Genomic DNA, 14,300 nt, shown 5'->3' on the forward strand with positions numbered 1-14,300 from the left:
GGGCATCCATAGGGGTCGCCTTTTATCCCAAAACAGTTGTAGTGTTTACAATAAACCGCAAATTTACAATCTTATTTTCACGATGAACCAAAAGCCTGTTATCAATTATCCGTCGCAACTCGCGCTTTTATTGGGCCTGATCGGAGTTTTTATGGTGATCTGCGGTCTGCTCATCGGCGTTGCAGGCAGCGCTGTGATGCATGTTAAGGTGGCCGACTTCGGTAAAGCCATCCTGCTTCCGGAAAATGCCAACCTTTCGCGTTTGCTCAATACGGTTACCTCTTTTATCGTTTTCGGGTTGCCCGCTTTCTTTCTTGCCAAAGTGCTCAGCCGTAGGCCTTTTTCACAATTGGGGTTTACTACCGCGCTTAACCTGAAACAGGTGGTTGTGGCCCTGGTGCTCCTGATGATGAGTATTTTTTTGGGCGATGCGCTTGCACAGCTCAACCAGCGCATTCCTATTCCGGGCGACTGGCGGGTTTGGGCCAATAAGCTCGAATCGGATTACAGGGCAAGCATGATGTCGATGGCAACGATGAAAACCTTCGGTGATTATTTACTCGGACTGCTCGTGCTCGCTTTTTTCCCCGCCCTGTTCGAAGAGGTGCTGTTCCGCGGAGGGCTGCAGCAGGTGATGGTTGGGTGGACGCAAAACAAATGGTTCGGTATAACCATCACAAGCATCCTGTTCAGCGCAATACATTTTTCTTATTTCGGTTTCCTGCCAAGGATGGCATTGGGAATGATACTTGGGTTTACTTTTTATTACAGTAAGAACATCTGGCTCAGCATACTCATTCATTTTGCAAACAATGCATTGGTGGTGACCACGCTCTATGTGCTGGCGAGGCAAGGCAAACCCATTGCTGAAAACGAGGAGACCGTTCCGCTTTGGTTCGGGCTCATTGCATTGCCGTTGATCTTCCTGGTGTTCCGCTTTTTTAAAAAAGAGAGCGGTCGCGTATTGGTAAGACACGCACAGCATGTTCACTCATCGCCCGAAAACATTGTTTCCTGAAATGATCAACTCCTGGCAAAACATACACACCACGGCCCGTCCCGCAGAAGCGAGCATTATACAAGGTATGCTCGAAGACAACCAGATACCGGTACAGGTGATGAACAAACAAGACAGCAGTTACCATAATTTCGGATATATTGAGATCTATGTTCCCGGTCACCTGGCGGAAACCGCGAAACAGCTCATCGCAGATACATTGCTGAATTAGCCTTTTCAACGCCGGCACGTGTACTTTTTTCATTTTGTACTTTAGAGACCTTTTTGTTTTAATATTGGTATCAAATAATCCAAGGCTCGTAGCTTGCGGCTCGCGGCTGTAAGCTCAAATTCCAACGAACCCATGCCCTTCAACATCGCCACCTTTAAAACCCGCGCACTAACGGCCATTGTGTTTGTTGCCGTAATGCTGGCGGGACTGCTGTACAACCACTGGAGCTTTCTTGCCTTGTTTTCCGTGATTCATTTCGGATGCTGGATCGAATATCAAAAACTGGTGGGGCTGATCGATAAGGATTACCAGCAGATCGGCATCGGACATAAATACGGCGTGATTATACTTGGTTGGGGATTGATGCTTTGGCTGACCGACCAACGATTCAGCTTCGGGCAAACAAGGCTGTCGGTCATCGGCTGGTCTTTGTTCTGGGTGGGCCTGATCGCTTTTATTTTGAGTGAATTGCTGTTGGCCAAAAAGATCAACCCTAAATTATGGGCGCATTCTGTACTTGGCCTTGTTTACATTTCGGTGAGTTGGGGATTGATGATGAAATTGTACGGCAGTTTTTTGCCCGGCATAGAAGCGGGTATTGAAATGGGCGCCGCAATGGAATATTATCCATGGACCATCCCCGTATTGCTCATCGCCTCTATCTGGATAAACGATACGATGGCCTATGTTGTGGGATCTTTTATTGGAAAAACGCCGCTCTCTTCCATTTCGCCCAAAAAAACATGGGAAGGAACCATCGGCGGAGCCGTTTTGGCGGTGGTTGCCGTTACATGGATCGGCACTTACCTGTTTCCATATCCCGGGCCCGTTATGAAAACGATGCTGATCATCTCCCTCACCGCTGCCATTTTTGGCACGCTGGGCGACCTGTTCGAAAGTAAACTGAAACGCCTCGCGGGCGTTAAAGACAGCGGCCACATCATGCCCGGCCACGGAGGATTTCTCGACAGGTTCGATTCCCTGCTTGTGGCAACCACGGTTTTGTGGGTGCTGTTCTATTTCTGTTATTGAGCGTAATAACAACCCCCAAGCGCAAACACCAAACCCGAAACTGTCTTACATTTGCAGTTCAATCATTTCCAATGACTATTCACAGAGAAGGATATAAAACGATCGCTATTACCGCGTTGGTCTTCGGGATCTTCAATCTTGCATCATTTACTTTTTTGAGCGCATCGTTGCCATGGCTGGCAATGGTATTGTTCGCGGTAACGCTTTTCCTTTTCCTGTTCATCATCTCTTTCTTCCGAATCCCGGCCCGCACGCATACGTTCGATGACAACAAGATCATTTGTCCGGCCGACGGGAAAGTGGTTGTGATAGAAGAGATCACCGATGTTGAATATTTCAAAGACAGGCGCATACAGGTAAGCATCTTCATGAGCCCGGCCAATGTGCACGTGAACCGCAACCCGGTATCGGGGGAAGTCGTTTACAACCAATACCACAAAGGAAAATACCTGGTTGCCTGGCATCCTAAATCATCCACTGAAAACGAAAGATGGAGCGTGGTAACAAGGAATGCCCATGGTGAGGTGCTTTTCAAACAAATTGCCGGGGCGCTCGCCAAACGCATCTGCAACTACACCAAGGTTGGGCAAACCGTAAAACAGGGCGATGAATACGGTTTCATCAAATTCGGCAGCCGTGTTGATGTGCTTTTGCCCCTCACCGCTAAAATAGATGTGCAGCTGAACCAGGTGGTGCAGGGCGGCGTAACGGTGCTCGCAAGCTGGTAGCCGCTCATCACATTTTAACAAAAGGCAACGCTGTATTAGTCATACTTTAGGTACAACCTTTAAAACAACATACGTATGAAAAAAGTCCTTGTACTCGCAACAGCAGCCCTGCTCGTAACCGCATCTTCTTTCGCAAGCGGCGATAAAAAGAAAGATTGCGACAAAGAATGCAAAAAAGAATGTAAGAAAACAGAAAAAGCTGAAAAGAAAGAAGTGAAAACAGCAGCCAAAGAAACAAAGACGGCTGTTAAACTTTCTGCGAAAAAAGCATAAGGCTTTCTGAAGAAAATAAACGATCCCCTGCACTTGTGCGGGGGATTTTTTTTGATCGGCCCGAGCCTTAATGATCACAGCCATAGATTCCTGCATACCCTCTCCCTGTAATCAAGGCCGCCATCACGGTTCACCATTTCACAAAATCTCCTCCAGCTCCTTCAAATGATGAACCACATACGTGGCTTTTACGTGCGGGGTAACTTTGAGGTGGTTCACGAAGATCGTATCCATGCCCGCGTTGATGCCGCCCTGTATATCTGCATCCTGGTTGTCGCCGATCATGATGCTTTCTTTTGCCTGGGTGCCGCATTTGTTCAGCGCATAATCGAAGATCTCTTTGTTGGGCTTCAGGCTGTTGCTCGTTTCAGAAGTGATCACCTCAACAAAAAAATGCTGCAGGTTTGAAAACTGGATCTTGTGTTGCTGCACCTTTTCAAAACCATTGGTGATGAGGTGCATGATGTATCCTTTGTTTTTCAGGTAGGTAAGAATTTCTACGGTGTACGGGAACAGGCTGTTCTTGCCCGGCAGCTGCTCCAGGAACTGTTGTGCCAGGCTCCGCGCAAGCGGCTCATCGGCGATTTTGAAATCGAGCAGCGCGAGCCACATCCTTTTCCAGCGCAGCTCTTCCTGTTTGATGAAACCCTTGGTATAACGGTCCCATAGCCGCTCGTTGTGGTAACTGTATCGCTGGAAAAAAAGATCAAAATCAGGAACGCCTTTGGCGTGGAGTTCATTGCTGGTATGCAGATCGGCGAGTGTGTGGCGGGCGTTGGTTTCAAAATCCCAGAGCGTGTGATCGAGATCAAAAAACAGGTGGCGGTACTTCATGCTGCAAATTACATAAAGTAGGAGCAAGTGCGAAGTACGGGATCAAATACGAAAAATGAATTCCGGACCAGCGCTCTTACATCATACCTTGTAGTTTCTATTGCTTAATTTTGTTTCAAACAGATCTTATGAACGTTGTTATCACCGGGGCATCAAAGGGAATTGGCAGGGCCATTGCTGAACAGTTTGCGGCAGCGGGCAACACGCTTTTCCTTTGCAGCCGCAACGAAAAGGAGCTGTATGATACGGTTGCCTTACTGCAAACACAGTTTCCGGGATGCGAAATAAAAGCAAAGCCCGTTGATATGGCCAAAAAATCTTCGGCCATCGAATTCGGTGAATGGTGCCTCAGGTTTGGCGTTCCCGATATCGTGGTGAACAACGCCGGGCAGTTTCTACCCGGCAGCCTGTACAATGAAAAAGACAAAACGCTCGAACAAATGATCGAGGTAAACCTGTACAGCGCCTATCACCTCACGCGTGCTTTTCTTCCTGCAATGATGGCTGCCAGGCGCGGGCATATTTTCAACATGTGTTCCATTGCATCGCTGAATGCATACGATAACGGCGGGAGTTACAGCATCAGCAAATTTGCCCTGCTCGGCTTCAGCAAAAACCTTCGCGAAGAGTTGAAACCCCATGGCATCAAAGTTACAGCGGTTTGTCCCGGCGCAACCATGAGCGCTAGCTGGGACGGCGCAGATGTTGATCCCGCAAGAATTATGAAAGCTGAGGATGTTGCAAAAATGATCTATGCTTCTTCGCAATTATCACCACAGGCGGTGGTGGAAGATATTGTTTTAAGACCGTTGCTGGGTGATTTGTAAGCATTAAGATTGAGATCATCACAACCATTCTTATCGCATTGCGCTATTCCCCTGCCAGCAGGATTTGCCACGCATCCTGTACCCGCCCCTCTTTCAATAACTCCGATGCATACAGGTGCAGTTCTTTTTCCATCTCTGCCGGACTAACAGCATAATACTGCACGATGTTTTTCAGCCGGTCATCGCTGAACGAAGGATCGATCACGGGCATATCGTGTACATTTCCCAACATGCCCAAATGATTGCCCGTTAAAACAGCGCTGTTGCGGATGCCCTGTGGTAATGCGTCAACTCCAATGCCGAGTTTCGTATTTGGTTTTTCCACTTGAAAGAGATTGTTCGCATCCACCTTGCAATACCAATCACCACCGAGCCTCGCAACGTGTTGCATTTTCAGCTGGTCAATTTTTCCATCGCTGCCAAGAATGCTGTCGGCAACATGCATGCACAACACTTCGGCGATCACGAGCTGCCCGGCGCCGCCTTCGTTGCCAAGGCTTTTTATTTCGTTGACCCTGCATTCGAGTTTGATCTTTGCTTCTTTCACCATCGGCGGCTTTACAATGGAAGCAGCTTCCTTCGTGAAACCGGATTTGGTGAACTCATCCACACCTTTTGGAAATTCGCAGCTCGACAAACTGGTTTGCTGCACCATATCATAATCAACAATATTGATCACGCATTCTGGTATTTCCATCACATTTTCGAGGGTATGCTTGGTGGTATTGTCGCGCACCCTCCTGCATGGAGAGAAAATAACAACGGGTGGGTTTGAGCTGAACAGGTTGAAAAAACTGAACGGGCTCAGGTTTACCAGGCCATCGTTCCCGATCGTACTTGCAAAACAGATCGGCCTTGGTGCAATTGCGTGCTGCAGCCATTGTTGTTTTTCTACCGTGGTTATTTTTTGAAGATCGATGAACATGTTTTTAGCTTTGAGCCTTGCGCCGGGCCAGGCGCTTTTTTGTTGATCCTGCTGTTTTGTAATTGTCCGCACCTGAACGCTACACTACCACCAATTCGTAAAATTCTTCCGGGTTCAGGTATTTCTTTGCGAGTTCCTGTATCTCCTCTGCGGTTATGGATTGAACGGTTCGGATGCTGTTGTAAAAATATTCTTCCGTCAGGCCATTGAGAATATAATTTTTCCACCGCGCAATTATGTGGAAGGGGCCGTCGAGGTCTGCGAGCAGTGATCCGATCATATAGTTGCGCACCAGGTCCAGTTCCTCCGCTTCTACCGGTTCGTTGCGCAATATTTCCATTTCCTTGTAAACCTCTTCAATCGTTGCTTCGCATACATCGCGCCCGGCTTCGGTGCTGATGAGCCATGCACTTTCGTGGATGTGGTTTTGCATGTAACTGTGTATGCCGTAAGTATATCCCTTCTCCTCGCGTATGTTGCTCATCAGTCTCGAACCAAAAAAACCGCCGTAAATATTATTCAACACCTGCGCCTTTGAGAAATCTGGATGCTTCCTGTTGGGAAAAGGACGCGCAATGCGTATGGCACCCTGCACGCCATCGGCGTCGTTGATGATGTTGTATTTCTTTTTTTCTGAAGGTTCGGTATTGTATTGCACCTGCGGAAGAACGGCTTTATTCAGCGGCAGCGTTCCGAACGACCGGTTCAACTGCGCTGCAAGGTCTGCCGGCGGTTTGCCCGCAACAAACATCATACATTTGCCTTCGGTATAAAATTTACGGTAGAAGGCAACGAGTTCTTCACGGTTTATGTTCTCGTAGTCGAGGGTGGATGTGTATTTTCCATAAGGATGATGAAAACCATACACGTACTCATCGATCAGGCGGTTGGCAATAAAATCGCATTTCTTAAGGTTCACTTCAAGCCTTTGCTTCTGGTTCTGTTTGTAAATGGCTATCTCGTCTTCCGGGAAAATGCTTTCTGTGATCAGCTCTGCAACAACCGGCAGCAATTCGGCCAGGTGCTTGCTGAGGCAATGCAAAGTGATGATGGCCGTTTCGTTGTAACAGCTCCTGTTCAGGTATGCCCCATAAAATTCGAAGTGCTCGTTGATGGCAAATGCCTTTTTCTGTTTTGTTCCGTTCTTTAGTAAAAAGTTGGTTGTTGCCGCAACAATGTTTTTTTCTTCATACCAGTTGCCTGCATAAAAAACCCATTCAACCAGCAACACTTCCTGCGCGCCGGCATCGATGCTGTACACGGGTACGTTGTTGTCGAGTGTGAAGTGTTCGTAGGGTTTTAACTGCAGGTTCATGTTCACTGCATCAATAATATCGGGAGCCGTTTTTCTGTCTGGCATGTTTGTGGGTATTAAACAGTGATACTGTTTTATTTTGCATAATACAGCAACGTATTGCTGTTCTCTTTCCTGAAAACCTCTTTGCAGTACAATTGTATGTCTTCAGATGTGATGGACTGATATCTTTCCAGTTCGGTATTCATCATATTTGCATCACCCAGTAATTCATACATTGCCAGGCTGCCTGCGCGGCTCATCACGGCCATGTCTTCAAAAGCGATCACGCTCTCGGTTTTGTTCTTCACTTTCTGCAGTTCGGTACCGGAAACCTGTTCGGATTGTATTTTTTCGATCTCTTCATCTACGGCCTTCAACGCGTCTTCCATCTTCACTCCTTTCACCAGCTTGCCATCAATGGCCGCGAGGCCCTTATCGGTGCTGCCGAAATGATAGCAGTCGAGACTCGAGAACAGTTGTTTCTCCTTCACCAGCGACTGGTACAAACGCGAGGAGCCGCCACCGCCGAGAATTTCGGTGGCCAGGTCCATCACATAGTATCCTTTTTCGAGGCGTGCATCCATGTGCCATGTTTTTACCAGTGCATTCAAGGGCACATTGGCATGTACTTCCTGTTGCCTTGCTTCGGTTTGGCTGGGCTCCTGCGGCAGCTGGCGATTGTATTTTTCTCCCATAGGGATATCGCCAAACCATTTCGCTGCAAGGCGTTTGATGTTTTCCGTTTTTACATTACCTGCCACCACAAGGATCGCATTTACGGGCCGGTAGTGTTTGAAGAAAAATGCTTTTACATCATCGATGTGTGCATTTTCTATATGACTCAATTCTTTACCAATGGTCATCCAGCGGTAAGGATGTGTTGTGTATGCAAGCTCCCGCATTTTATGCCACACATCGCCATAAGGTTTGTTGATGTAATGTTCCTTGAACTCCTCGGTCACTACTTTTTTCTGTACGTCGAGGCTTTTCTGACCGAATGCAAGGCTCATCATCCTGTCGCTCTCGAGCCAGAAGGCGGTCTCAATGTTTTCTGCGGGAAGCTGGCAATAATAATTGGTGAGGTCATTGGTGGTATAGGCGTTGTTCTCTCCTCCCGCGCGTTGCAGCGGCTCATCGTAATCGGGGATGTTGATGCTCCCGCCAAACATGAGGTGTTCAAAAAGATGCGCAAACCCTGTCTGTGCCGGGTTCTCATCGCGTGCGCCCACATCATACAAAACATTAACCACGGCCATGGGGGTAGAATGGTCCTCGTGAACCAGTACGCGCAAGCCGTTGTCCAACACAAATCGATCGTATGTAATCATAGAAGGCGCAAAATAAGAATTTTAAGGGAGTCGTTTGGAGAAGCTTGTTTTGCCACGGATTTCACAGAAGAACACGGTTGGTATAATAATTTCAGAAACGCCAACAGTGTTCTTCTGTGAAATCCGTGGAAATAGGATCAGGTTGGACCGCTAACGCCGGATGTCTTTCACGTCGATGACCAGCGCCTTCGGCATATTATCCCTGAATATGATCACCTGCACTTTGCCGATGCTGTTCTGGAAGAGATTTTTATAGGTCTGGATGTTTTTGGATGCATTGGTCTCCACAGAGAAAATGATGTCGCCCGGAAGGAAACCCGCTTTGTCGCCCGGCGATCCCGGCATTACGTCGATCACCCTGATCTCGCCATCGATGAGGTACATGCTCAGCCCGGTATAGGAATAATCGAAGCGTTCATAGAAATGCGCGTTGGGTTTGATGTGGATGCTTTGTTCGGGGTAATTGAGGATCACATTGAAGCGGCGGAAGATGTCGTTGCCGATCAATCCGCCCAGTTGCGGGTAGGAGGTTACGTTGTAATCGTCCTCGAAAATATGCACCGGCACTTTTTTGAATTTATAGGGGCCGATGCGCAGTTCTTTTGCCACGGCAACGCTCATGGTGCTTTTTCCGCCCAACCCCTCGGCCTGCGTAGGGTAGAATTTTTTGTTCTTTTTGAAAACGGAGCTGTCGTTCACATAATCCCTCGAAAGCAGAAGGCAGAGCCCCGCGCCGGTATCAAAAATAAAACGGCTCATGGTGGCATGGCCATCGTCTATGATGGCTGTCTGCAGCGGCAGTGTTGAGAAATTCGGTTTCAGCAGGTAGCCGCCGCGTGGGTATTTGAAAGAGCCTGGGTTGTAGATCTCAATTTCCAGGTTGTCGTAATCGATGCGCACCACGTACCTCCTTAGAAAACTGTAACCGATGATGCCATCGATCTTTATGCCATACACGCTCGTAAGCAGCTCGTAATCGTTGATGTGAAAATCCATATTGGTCGTGGTAAGACCGGGGAGCTTCAATATATGGCCGTTTGTAAAATCCACTGTGCGCATGCCCGCAATGCCGCGGATCACGCGGTCTGTTTTTACGGTTTTAAGGTGAAGCGCATCTACGGTAGAAGAATCGAGGGAAATACCGCCCGAGCCGGTGTCGAGCACAAAATTGAGACTGTCGGGGTTATCATCCAGTTTCGCATGAACGATGATGATGCCGCCGCTAAGCTGCGTAAAACCAAAACGTGTGATCATTTTTGCGGCAGGGGCCACAAATTCTTCCTGCGACATGCCGTTGAGGGCCACGCATAGCAAGGCAATAGCAATACAGAATGGTTTCATGCAGGTTAAAAATAACTAAGGTTATTGATCATACGGACATCTGTTTCGCAGGGTTGTGTGGACGGAAAAGATGGCCCTATGAATGGTAGACACTAAATATTCGATTTTTGATGCGCAGCTAATCAACCTTATCCGCCTACCTTTGTTTAAGATACCAAACAACGACCGAAATGCAGCCAGCAGACCTGTACCAGAAAGCTTTACGATTCGAATTTCTCAGCATAGAAGAAGGTATGTTCCTCTTTGAACACGCCCCGCTCACCGAACTGATGTACGTGGCCGATGAAATGCGGAAGAAACAGGTACCGCACAACAAAGTGACCTGGCAGATAGACCGGAACGTAAATACCACCAATGTATGCATCGCCAACTGTAAGTTCTGTAATTTTTACAGGATACCGGGCCACGCAGAAGCCTACATTACGGATATGCCCACGTACCGGAAAAAGATAGAAGAAACCTTTAAATACGGTGGCGACCAGTTGCTGTTGCAGGGCGGTCACCACCCGGAGCTCGGGCTCGATTTCTATACCAAGACCTTCCGGGCCATCAAACAGGAGTACCCGACAGTAAAACTGCACTCACTGGGGCCGCCCGAGGTGGCGCATATTGCAAAGCTGGAGAAAATGAGCCACCACGATGTGCTGAAAGCATTGCAGGAAGCGGGGCTCGACTCATTGCCCGGCGCAGGCGCAGAAATACTGGTAGACAGGGTGCGGCGCCTCATCTCCAAAGGAAAATGTGGCGCGGATGAGTGGCTCGCGGTGATGCACGAGGCCCATAAACTCAACATCACCACCAGTGCCACCATGATGTTTGGCCATGTGGAAACCCTTGAAGAACGGTTCATCCACCTGGTAAGGATACGCGAGGTACAGAGCCGTAAACCGGAACATGCGAAAGGCTTCCTGGCCTTTATTCCATGGACCTTCCAGGACGTGGATACGCTGCTGGCAAGGATCCGCGGGGTGCACAACCTGACAACGCCGGATGAATACATCAGGATGATCGCCATCAGCCGCATCATGCTTCCCAATGTGAAAAACATACAGGCGAGCTGGCTCACCGTGGGCAAACAGACCGCACAGATCTGCCTCCACGCGGGCGCGAACGATTTCGGGAGCATCATGATCGAAGAAAACGTGGTGAGTGCCGCGGGCGCCCCGCACCGCTTCACCTACAAAACCATGCAGGAGGCCATCCGCGAAGCCGGTTTTGAACCACAACTACGCAACCAGCAATACGAGTGGAGAGAGATCCCCGCAGCAATACAGGAGCAGGTGATCGATTACTAATGGGAGGTTTTAACATTTTTTAACCTTCGCAAATAATAAATTCGATTAAATTCGTATACAACCAAAACCACCGGTCATGAGACCAAGACTTATCCTGCTGTTTGTTTTAGCCACGCTTACCCTTAGCCTGGTGGCGTTTTTGATCAACGGCCAGGGCGCAAAAAAGATAATGTGCGCCCAAACACCCTGCTGTAAAGAGCGGCAGGCGCCAAAACCCGCCGAAACAGGCGGCGGCGGAATGGACGACGGCTCCTTTCATCACCTCATCGTATCGACCATCAAATAAATAACGGATCCCGCGGCAATCACCGCGGGATTTTTTTTCTTTGCATTGTAACATTTACAGGGCCTCGCCCGTATCACTTCTATACAAGGCAACCCAGAGCTATTACGCTGTTTATGACTGAGAGAGATTATAACCAATGTGTTGATCAATATTCCGATAATGTGTACCGCTTTATCGTAAAAAATCTTCGTCATGAAGAAGATGCAAGGGATATTGTGCAAACCGCTTTCGAAAAGTTATGGCGCAACAGGGACCAGGTGGAAGCCGAAAAATCCAAATCCTATCTTTTTACGGTGGCCTACAACCAGATGATCGATCACATCAGGAAAAACAAACGCGTACAGCTGAAAGATGAATTTGCAGAAGATGGACGGGTTCAACACATCAGCCAGAACAGCCAGCTCAGGAAAACGCTGATGGAAGCCCTGAACCGTCTCAACGAAACACAGAGAAGCCTGGTAATGCTCAAAGACTACGAAGGCTACAGTTACGAAGAGATAGGCGCGATCATGGATCTTAACCCAAGCCAGGTAAAAGTATATTTACACAGGGCAAGGCTGATTTTGCGGGAATACCTGGTGAGCCCGGAAAATGTAAGGTAAAGAAACAACCAGGAAAGAATGGAGAAAGAGAACGATCAGTTAACAGCAAACCGAACAATAAACCAATAAGCAACGTGCCATCACAGATCACGATACAAAATTACGAGGAGTTTTTCCTGCTGTATGTAGACAATGAGTTGTCTGCCGCGGAAAGAGAAACTGTTGACGAATTTGTGCGTTTGCATCCCCATCTCGCAGAGGAGCTGGAGATGTTGCAGCAGGTGCAGTTACTGGATGAGCCATTGCTTTTTGGTGATAAGGAATCGCTGTACAGGAAAGAGTCTGAAGACATTACCCTTGCCAATTGCGAAGAACAGTTTCTTTTGTTTGTGGATGATGAGCTCTCACCCGAAGCAAAGGAAAAAGTGGAAACCTTTGTGCTGCAGCATCCTGCCGTACAGGAAGGGTTTACCTTGCTCAAACAAACCAGGCTGGAGGCAGAAACGATCGTTTTCCCTGGTAAAAGTTCATTGTACCGCAAGGAAGAAAAAGAAAGACCGGTATTTTACCTGCGCTGGCAACGTATTGCCGTTGCTGCGGCGATCATTGGCCTGGCGGTTGCGGTATGGAGCGTTTTGCCCGGTGATCAAACAACAGGATCCGCACCACAGCAAAACATCGCCCAGGCCGGAGCGAAAAACAATGCAGGAGCGGCAACCCGCAATGCAGGCATTGATCCATCTGCTAACAAGGAAAACAACAACGGAACGGCGCTGGTTGAGAATGGGCAGTCGCCCTCTTCACAAACCGCTACCAACAACGTTGTGTTGAAACAAAACAATGGTGTAGCCGTTGTGGCCCCGAATACAAACAACAATACAGCCGTTGCCATTGAACAGCCTGCTGGTGCGAATAACAGCCTGCTGGCGGCTGCAGACCTTCCGAAAGCGACAGAGATACGGGGAGAGACCGTATCAACAGACAACCACAACAGTTTTCAGACAGCGGTTACCAGCACGCAGCGCGTGAATACCGACCATGCGGCACTGGAGAACCATGCCGGTACCGCCTCCAGCACCGATGCCGTAAGTGGTGGGCCGAACAATAATGAGGCACAACCAGCCGTTTACAGGGAGCTGGATACAGAAGATGAAAAGAAAAGTTTATTACTGGGTTCATTAGAGATCAACAAAGACAAGCTCCGTGGATTTTTCAGGAAAGCCGGAAGCATCTTCCGCAGCAAATCAAAAACTGAAGATGAGAAAACAGAGAGCCGTCCCTCTTCCAATACCCGTGCAATTCGATAACAAGAAAAAAGAAATCGTATGAAACGCTTACTATGCGCAGCAACCTGCTTACTGGTTGCAGGAATGAGTTATGCTCAAACAGATACTACCAGAAATAATTCGGACACGGTGAAAGTGGGCAACTTCATCATCATCAAAAAGAAGAACGGCGCCAACAGCACCACTTCAGACGATGACAACCGCAACCGCCGCAGCAGTTACGAATACCGCATCGAGCGCAAACCGCGCCGGCGCAGCAACATCAGCACCAACTGGTGGATCGTTGACCTCGGCTTTGCCAACTGGCGCGACCAGACCGATTATGCCGCAGCCAATGCCGGCGGCTATTTCAAAACCTTGCGCCCGGCAAACGGCGCCGTGAATGAGAACAGCACCAAACTCATCACCGGCAAATCGAGCAACGTGAACATCTGGCTCTTCATCCAGAAACTGAACCTCATCAAACACGTGGTGAACCTGAAATATGGCCTCGGACTGGAGATGTACAATTTCCGTTTCGACAACGACATCAGCTACCGTAAGGATCCGCAGCCGTATGCGTTCAACGATTCGATTTCGTTTACCAAGAACAAGCTTTACGTAGAATATTTAACGGTGCCCATCATGCTCAACTTCAATACCACGCCCGACAGTCGCCGTGGCCTGAGTTTCAGCGCAGGTGTGAGCGCGGGCTACCTCACTAACAGCCGCAACAAACAGGTATCCGGCGAGCGCGGCAAACAGAAATACCGTGGCGATTTCAACTTCGAACCCTGGAGAGTAGCCGCCATCGGCGAGATTGGCCTGGGCCCGGTTAGGCTTTACGGCAGCTATAGCCTGAACAGGCTGCAGAAGGAAGTTACACGGGTGGAGCAGTATCCGTATACGGTGGGGATTAGGTTTAGTAATTGGTAGGGATTAAATTTAGTTATTTTGAGAACGCTCCTTTAGAGGGGCGTTTTTTTTGATATCATTCGGTGCCAATGACGCATAGCTTTTTGTAGACCATAGTTATGGTTTCGTTTTTATGCAGCAACATGTCTCCTAGGGGATAGTCAATTAGTTGAATATGGCTTT

The 14,300-nt window shown here is 48.5% G+C and carries 16 protein-coding genes; 11 read left to right on the top strand and 5 right to left on the bottom strand.

Annotation, left to right across the window (positions count from 1 at the left end):
• The first annotated feature begins 82 nt into the window (after positions 1 to 82).
• The 5 genes from GWC95_RS00925 (at position 83) to GWC95_RS00945 (ending at position 3,262) form a co-directional block, all read left to right on the top strand.
• Complete coding sequence (locus tag GWC95_RS00925; RefSeq protein WP_161816788.1) at positions 83 to 1,018, top strand: CPBP family intramembrane glutamic endopeptidase; 936 nt, start codon at positions 83 to 85, stop codon at positions 1,016 to 1,018.
• A 1-nt stretch (position 1,019) separates the two neighbouring features.
• The gene (locus tag GWC95_RS00930; RefSeq protein ID WP_161816789.1) at positions 1,020 to 1,229 is read left to right on the top strand and encodes a putative signal transducing protein; all 210 of its coding nucleotides are present in this window, start codon (positions 1,020 to 1,022) and stop codon (positions 1,227 to 1,229) included.
• Between the two features lie 132 nt (positions 1,230 to 1,361).
• The gene (locus GWC95_RS00935; protein ID WP_161816790.1) at positions 1,362 to 2,261 is read left to right on the top strand and encodes a phosphatidate cytidylyltransferase; all 900 of its coding nucleotides are present in this window, start codon (positions 1,362 to 1,364) and stop codon (positions 2,259 to 2,261) included.
• Between the two features lie 71 nt (positions 2,262 to 2,332).
• The gene (locus GWC95_RS00940; RefSeq protein WP_161816791.1) at positions 2,333 to 2,989 is read left to right on the top strand and encodes a phosphatidylserine decarboxylase family protein; all 657 of its coding nucleotides are present in this window, start codon (positions 2,333 to 2,335) and stop codon (positions 2,987 to 2,989) included.
• Between the two features lie 75 nt (positions 2,990 to 3,064).
• Positions 3,065 to 3,262: a hypothetical protein gene (locus GWC95_RS00945; protein WP_161816792.1), complete on the top strand. Its 198-nt coding sequence runs from the start codon at positions 3,065 to 3,067 to the stop codon at positions 3,260 to 3,262.
• A 138-nt stretch (positions 3,263 to 3,400) separates the two neighbouring features.
• Here GWC95_RS00945 and GWC95_RS00950 read toward each other — a convergent pair whose 3' ends face one another.
• Complete coding sequence (locus GWC95_RS00950; RefSeq protein WP_161816793.1) at positions 3,401 to 4,096, bottom strand: YjjG family noncanonical pyrimidine nucleotidase; 696 nt, start codon at positions 4,094 to 4,096, stop codon at positions 3,401 to 3,403.
• A 128-nt stretch (positions 4,097 to 4,224) separates the two neighbouring features.
• Here GWC95_RS00950 and GWC95_RS00955 point away from each other — a divergent pair, with 128 nt between their 5' ends.
• On the top strand, positions 4,225 to 4,923 hold the full coding sequence (locus tag GWC95_RS00955) for an SDR family oxidoreductase (RefSeq protein ID WP_161816794.1): 699 nt from the start codon (positions 4,225 to 4,227) through the stop codon (positions 4,921 to 4,923).
• A gap of 43 nt (positions 4,924 to 4,966) precedes the next feature.
• On the opposite strand, the gene GWC95_RS00960 is transcribed toward GWC95_RS00955, so the two are convergent.
• The 4 genes from GWC95_RS00960 to GWC95_RS00975 all read right to left on the bottom strand — a co-directional run bounded on the left by GWC95_RS00960 (position 4,967) and on the right by GWC95_RS00975 (position 9,814).
• Positions 4,967 to 5,848 (bottom strand): flavin reductase family protein, encoded by an 882-nt coding sequence (locus GWC95_RS00960; protein ID WP_161816795.1) that lies wholly within the window; start codon positions 5,846 to 5,848, stop codon positions 4,967 to 4,969.
• 79 nt (positions 5,849 to 5,927) lie between these two features.
• The gene (locus GWC95_RS00965; protein ID WP_161816796.1) at positions 5,928 to 7,208 is read right to left on the bottom strand and encodes a M16 family metallopeptidase; all 1,281 of its coding nucleotides are present in this window, start codon (positions 7,206 to 7,208) and stop codon (positions 5,928 to 5,930) included.
• Between the two features lie 29 nt (positions 7,209 to 7,237).
• Positions 7,238 to 8,473 (bottom strand): M16 family metallopeptidase, encoded by a 1,236-nt coding sequence (locus GWC95_RS00970; RefSeq protein WP_161816797.1) that lies wholly within the window; start codon positions 8,471 to 8,473, stop codon positions 7,238 to 7,240.
• 150 nt (positions 8,474 to 8,623) lie between these two features.
• The gene (locus GWC95_RS00975; protein WP_161816798.1) at positions 8,624 to 9,814 is read right to left on the bottom strand and encodes an aspartyl protease family protein; all 1,191 of its coding nucleotides are present in this window, start codon (positions 9,812 to 9,814) and stop codon (positions 8,624 to 8,626) included.
• A 170-nt stretch (positions 9,815 to 9,984) separates the two neighbouring features.
• On the opposite strand from GWC95_RS00975, the gene mqnC reads away from it, so the two are divergent.
• From mqnC to GWC95_RS01000, 5 genes are all read left to right on the top strand, one after another.
• Positions 9,985 to 11,109 (top strand): cyclic dehypoxanthinyl futalosine synthase, encoded by a 1,125-nt coding sequence (gene mqnC, locus GWC95_RS00980; protein ID WP_161816799.1) that lies wholly within the window; start codon positions 9,985 to 9,987, stop codon positions 11,107 to 11,109.
• Between the two features lie 76 nt (positions 11,110 to 11,185).
• A complete protein-coding gene (locus GWC95_RS00985; protein WP_161816800.1) occupies positions 11,186 to 11,395 on the top strand; it encodes a hypothetical protein in 210 nt (69 codons plus the stop codon).
• Between the two features lie 113 nt (positions 11,396 to 11,508).
• Positions 11,509 to 11,997: an RNA polymerase sigma factor gene (locus GWC95_RS00990; protein ID WP_161816801.1), complete on the top strand. Its 489-nt coding sequence runs from the start codon at positions 11,509 to 11,511 to the stop codon at positions 11,995 to 11,997.
• Positions 11,998 to 12,071: 74 nt separating this feature from the next.
• Positions 12,072 to 13,244 carry a hypothetical protein gene (locus GWC95_RS00995; protein ID WP_161816802.1) on the top strand — a complete coding sequence of 391 codons (1,173 nt, stop codon included), beginning with the start codon at positions 12,072 to 12,074 and terminating at the stop codon, positions 13,242 to 13,244.
• An 18-nt stretch (positions 13,245 to 13,262) separates the two neighbouring features.
• On the top strand, positions 13,263 to 14,138 hold the full coding sequence (locus tag GWC95_RS01000) for an outer membrane beta-barrel protein (protein ID WP_161816803.1): 876 nt from the start codon (positions 13,263 to 13,265) through the stop codon (positions 14,136 to 14,138).
• The last annotated feature ends 162 nt before the right edge of the window (positions 14,139 to 14,300 follow it).

Source organism: Sediminibacterium roseum, from assembly GCF_009939005.1.
Taxonomy (GTDB): domain Bacteria; phylum Bacteroidota; class Bacteroidia; order Chitinophagales; family Chitinophagaceae; genus Sediminibacterium; species Sediminibacterium roseum.

What these genes read in the sequence shown, in the direction of transcription:
- GWC95_RS00925 (WP_161816788.1), top strand. Translation starts at nt 83, where the DNA reads ATGAACCAAAAGCCTGTTATCAATTATCCGTCGCAACTCGCGCTTTTA.
- GWC95_RS00930 (WP_161816789.1), top strand. Translation starts at nt 1,020, where the DNA reads ATGATCAACTCCTGGCAAAACATACACACCACGGCCCGTCCCGCAGAA.
- GWC95_RS00935 (WP_161816790.1), top strand. Translation starts at nt 1,362, where the DNA reads ATGCCCTTCAACATCGCCACCTTTAAAACCCGCGCACTAACGGCCATT.
- GWC95_RS00940 (WP_161816791.1), top strand. Translation starts at nt 2,333, where the DNA reads ATGACTATTCACAGAGAAGGATATAAAACGATCGCTATTACCGCGTTG.
- GWC95_RS00945 (WP_161816792.1), top strand. Translation starts at nt 3,065, where the DNA reads ATGAAAAAAGTCCTTGTACTCGCAACAGCAGCCCTGCTCGTAACCGCA.
- GWC95_RS00950 (WP_161816793.1), bottom strand. Translation starts at nt 4,096, where the DNA reads ATGAAGTACCGCCACCTGTTTTTTGATCTCGATCACACGCTCTGGGAT.
- GWC95_RS00955 (WP_161816794.1), top strand. Translation starts at nt 4,225, where the DNA reads ATGAACGTTGTTATCACCGGGGCATCAAAGGGAATTGGCAGGGCCATT.
- GWC95_RS00960 (WP_161816795.1), bottom strand. Translation starts at nt 5,848, where the DNA reads ATGTTCATCGATCTTCAAAAAATAACCACGGTAGAAAAACAACAATGG.
- GWC95_RS00965 (WP_161816796.1), bottom strand. Translation starts at nt 7,208, where the DNA reads ATGCCAGACAGAAAAACGGCTCCCGATATTATTGATGCAGTGAACATG.
- GWC95_RS00970 (WP_161816797.1), bottom strand. Translation starts at nt 8,473, where the DNA reads ATGATTACATACGATCGATTTGTGTTGGACAACGGCTTGCGCGTACTG.
- GWC95_RS00975 (WP_161816798.1), bottom strand. Translation starts at nt 9,814, where the DNA reads ATGAAACCATTCTGTATTGCTATTGCCTTGCTATGCGTGGCCCTCAAC.
- mqnC (WP_161816799.1), top strand. Translation starts at nt 9,985, where the DNA reads ATGCAGCCAGCAGACCTGTACCAGAAAGCTTTACGATTCGAATTTCTC.
- GWC95_RS00985 (WP_161816800.1), top strand. Translation starts at nt 11,186, where the DNA reads ATGAGACCAAGACTTATCCTGCTGTTTGTTTTAGCCACGCTTACCCTT.
- GWC95_RS00990 (WP_161816801.1), top strand. Translation starts at nt 11,509, where the DNA reads ATGACTGAGAGAGATTATAACCAATGTGTTGATCAATATTCCGATAAT.
- GWC95_RS01000 (WP_161816803.1), top strand. Translation starts at nt 13,263, where the DNA reads ATGAAACGCTTACTATGCGCAGCAACCTGCTTACTGGTTGCAGGAATG.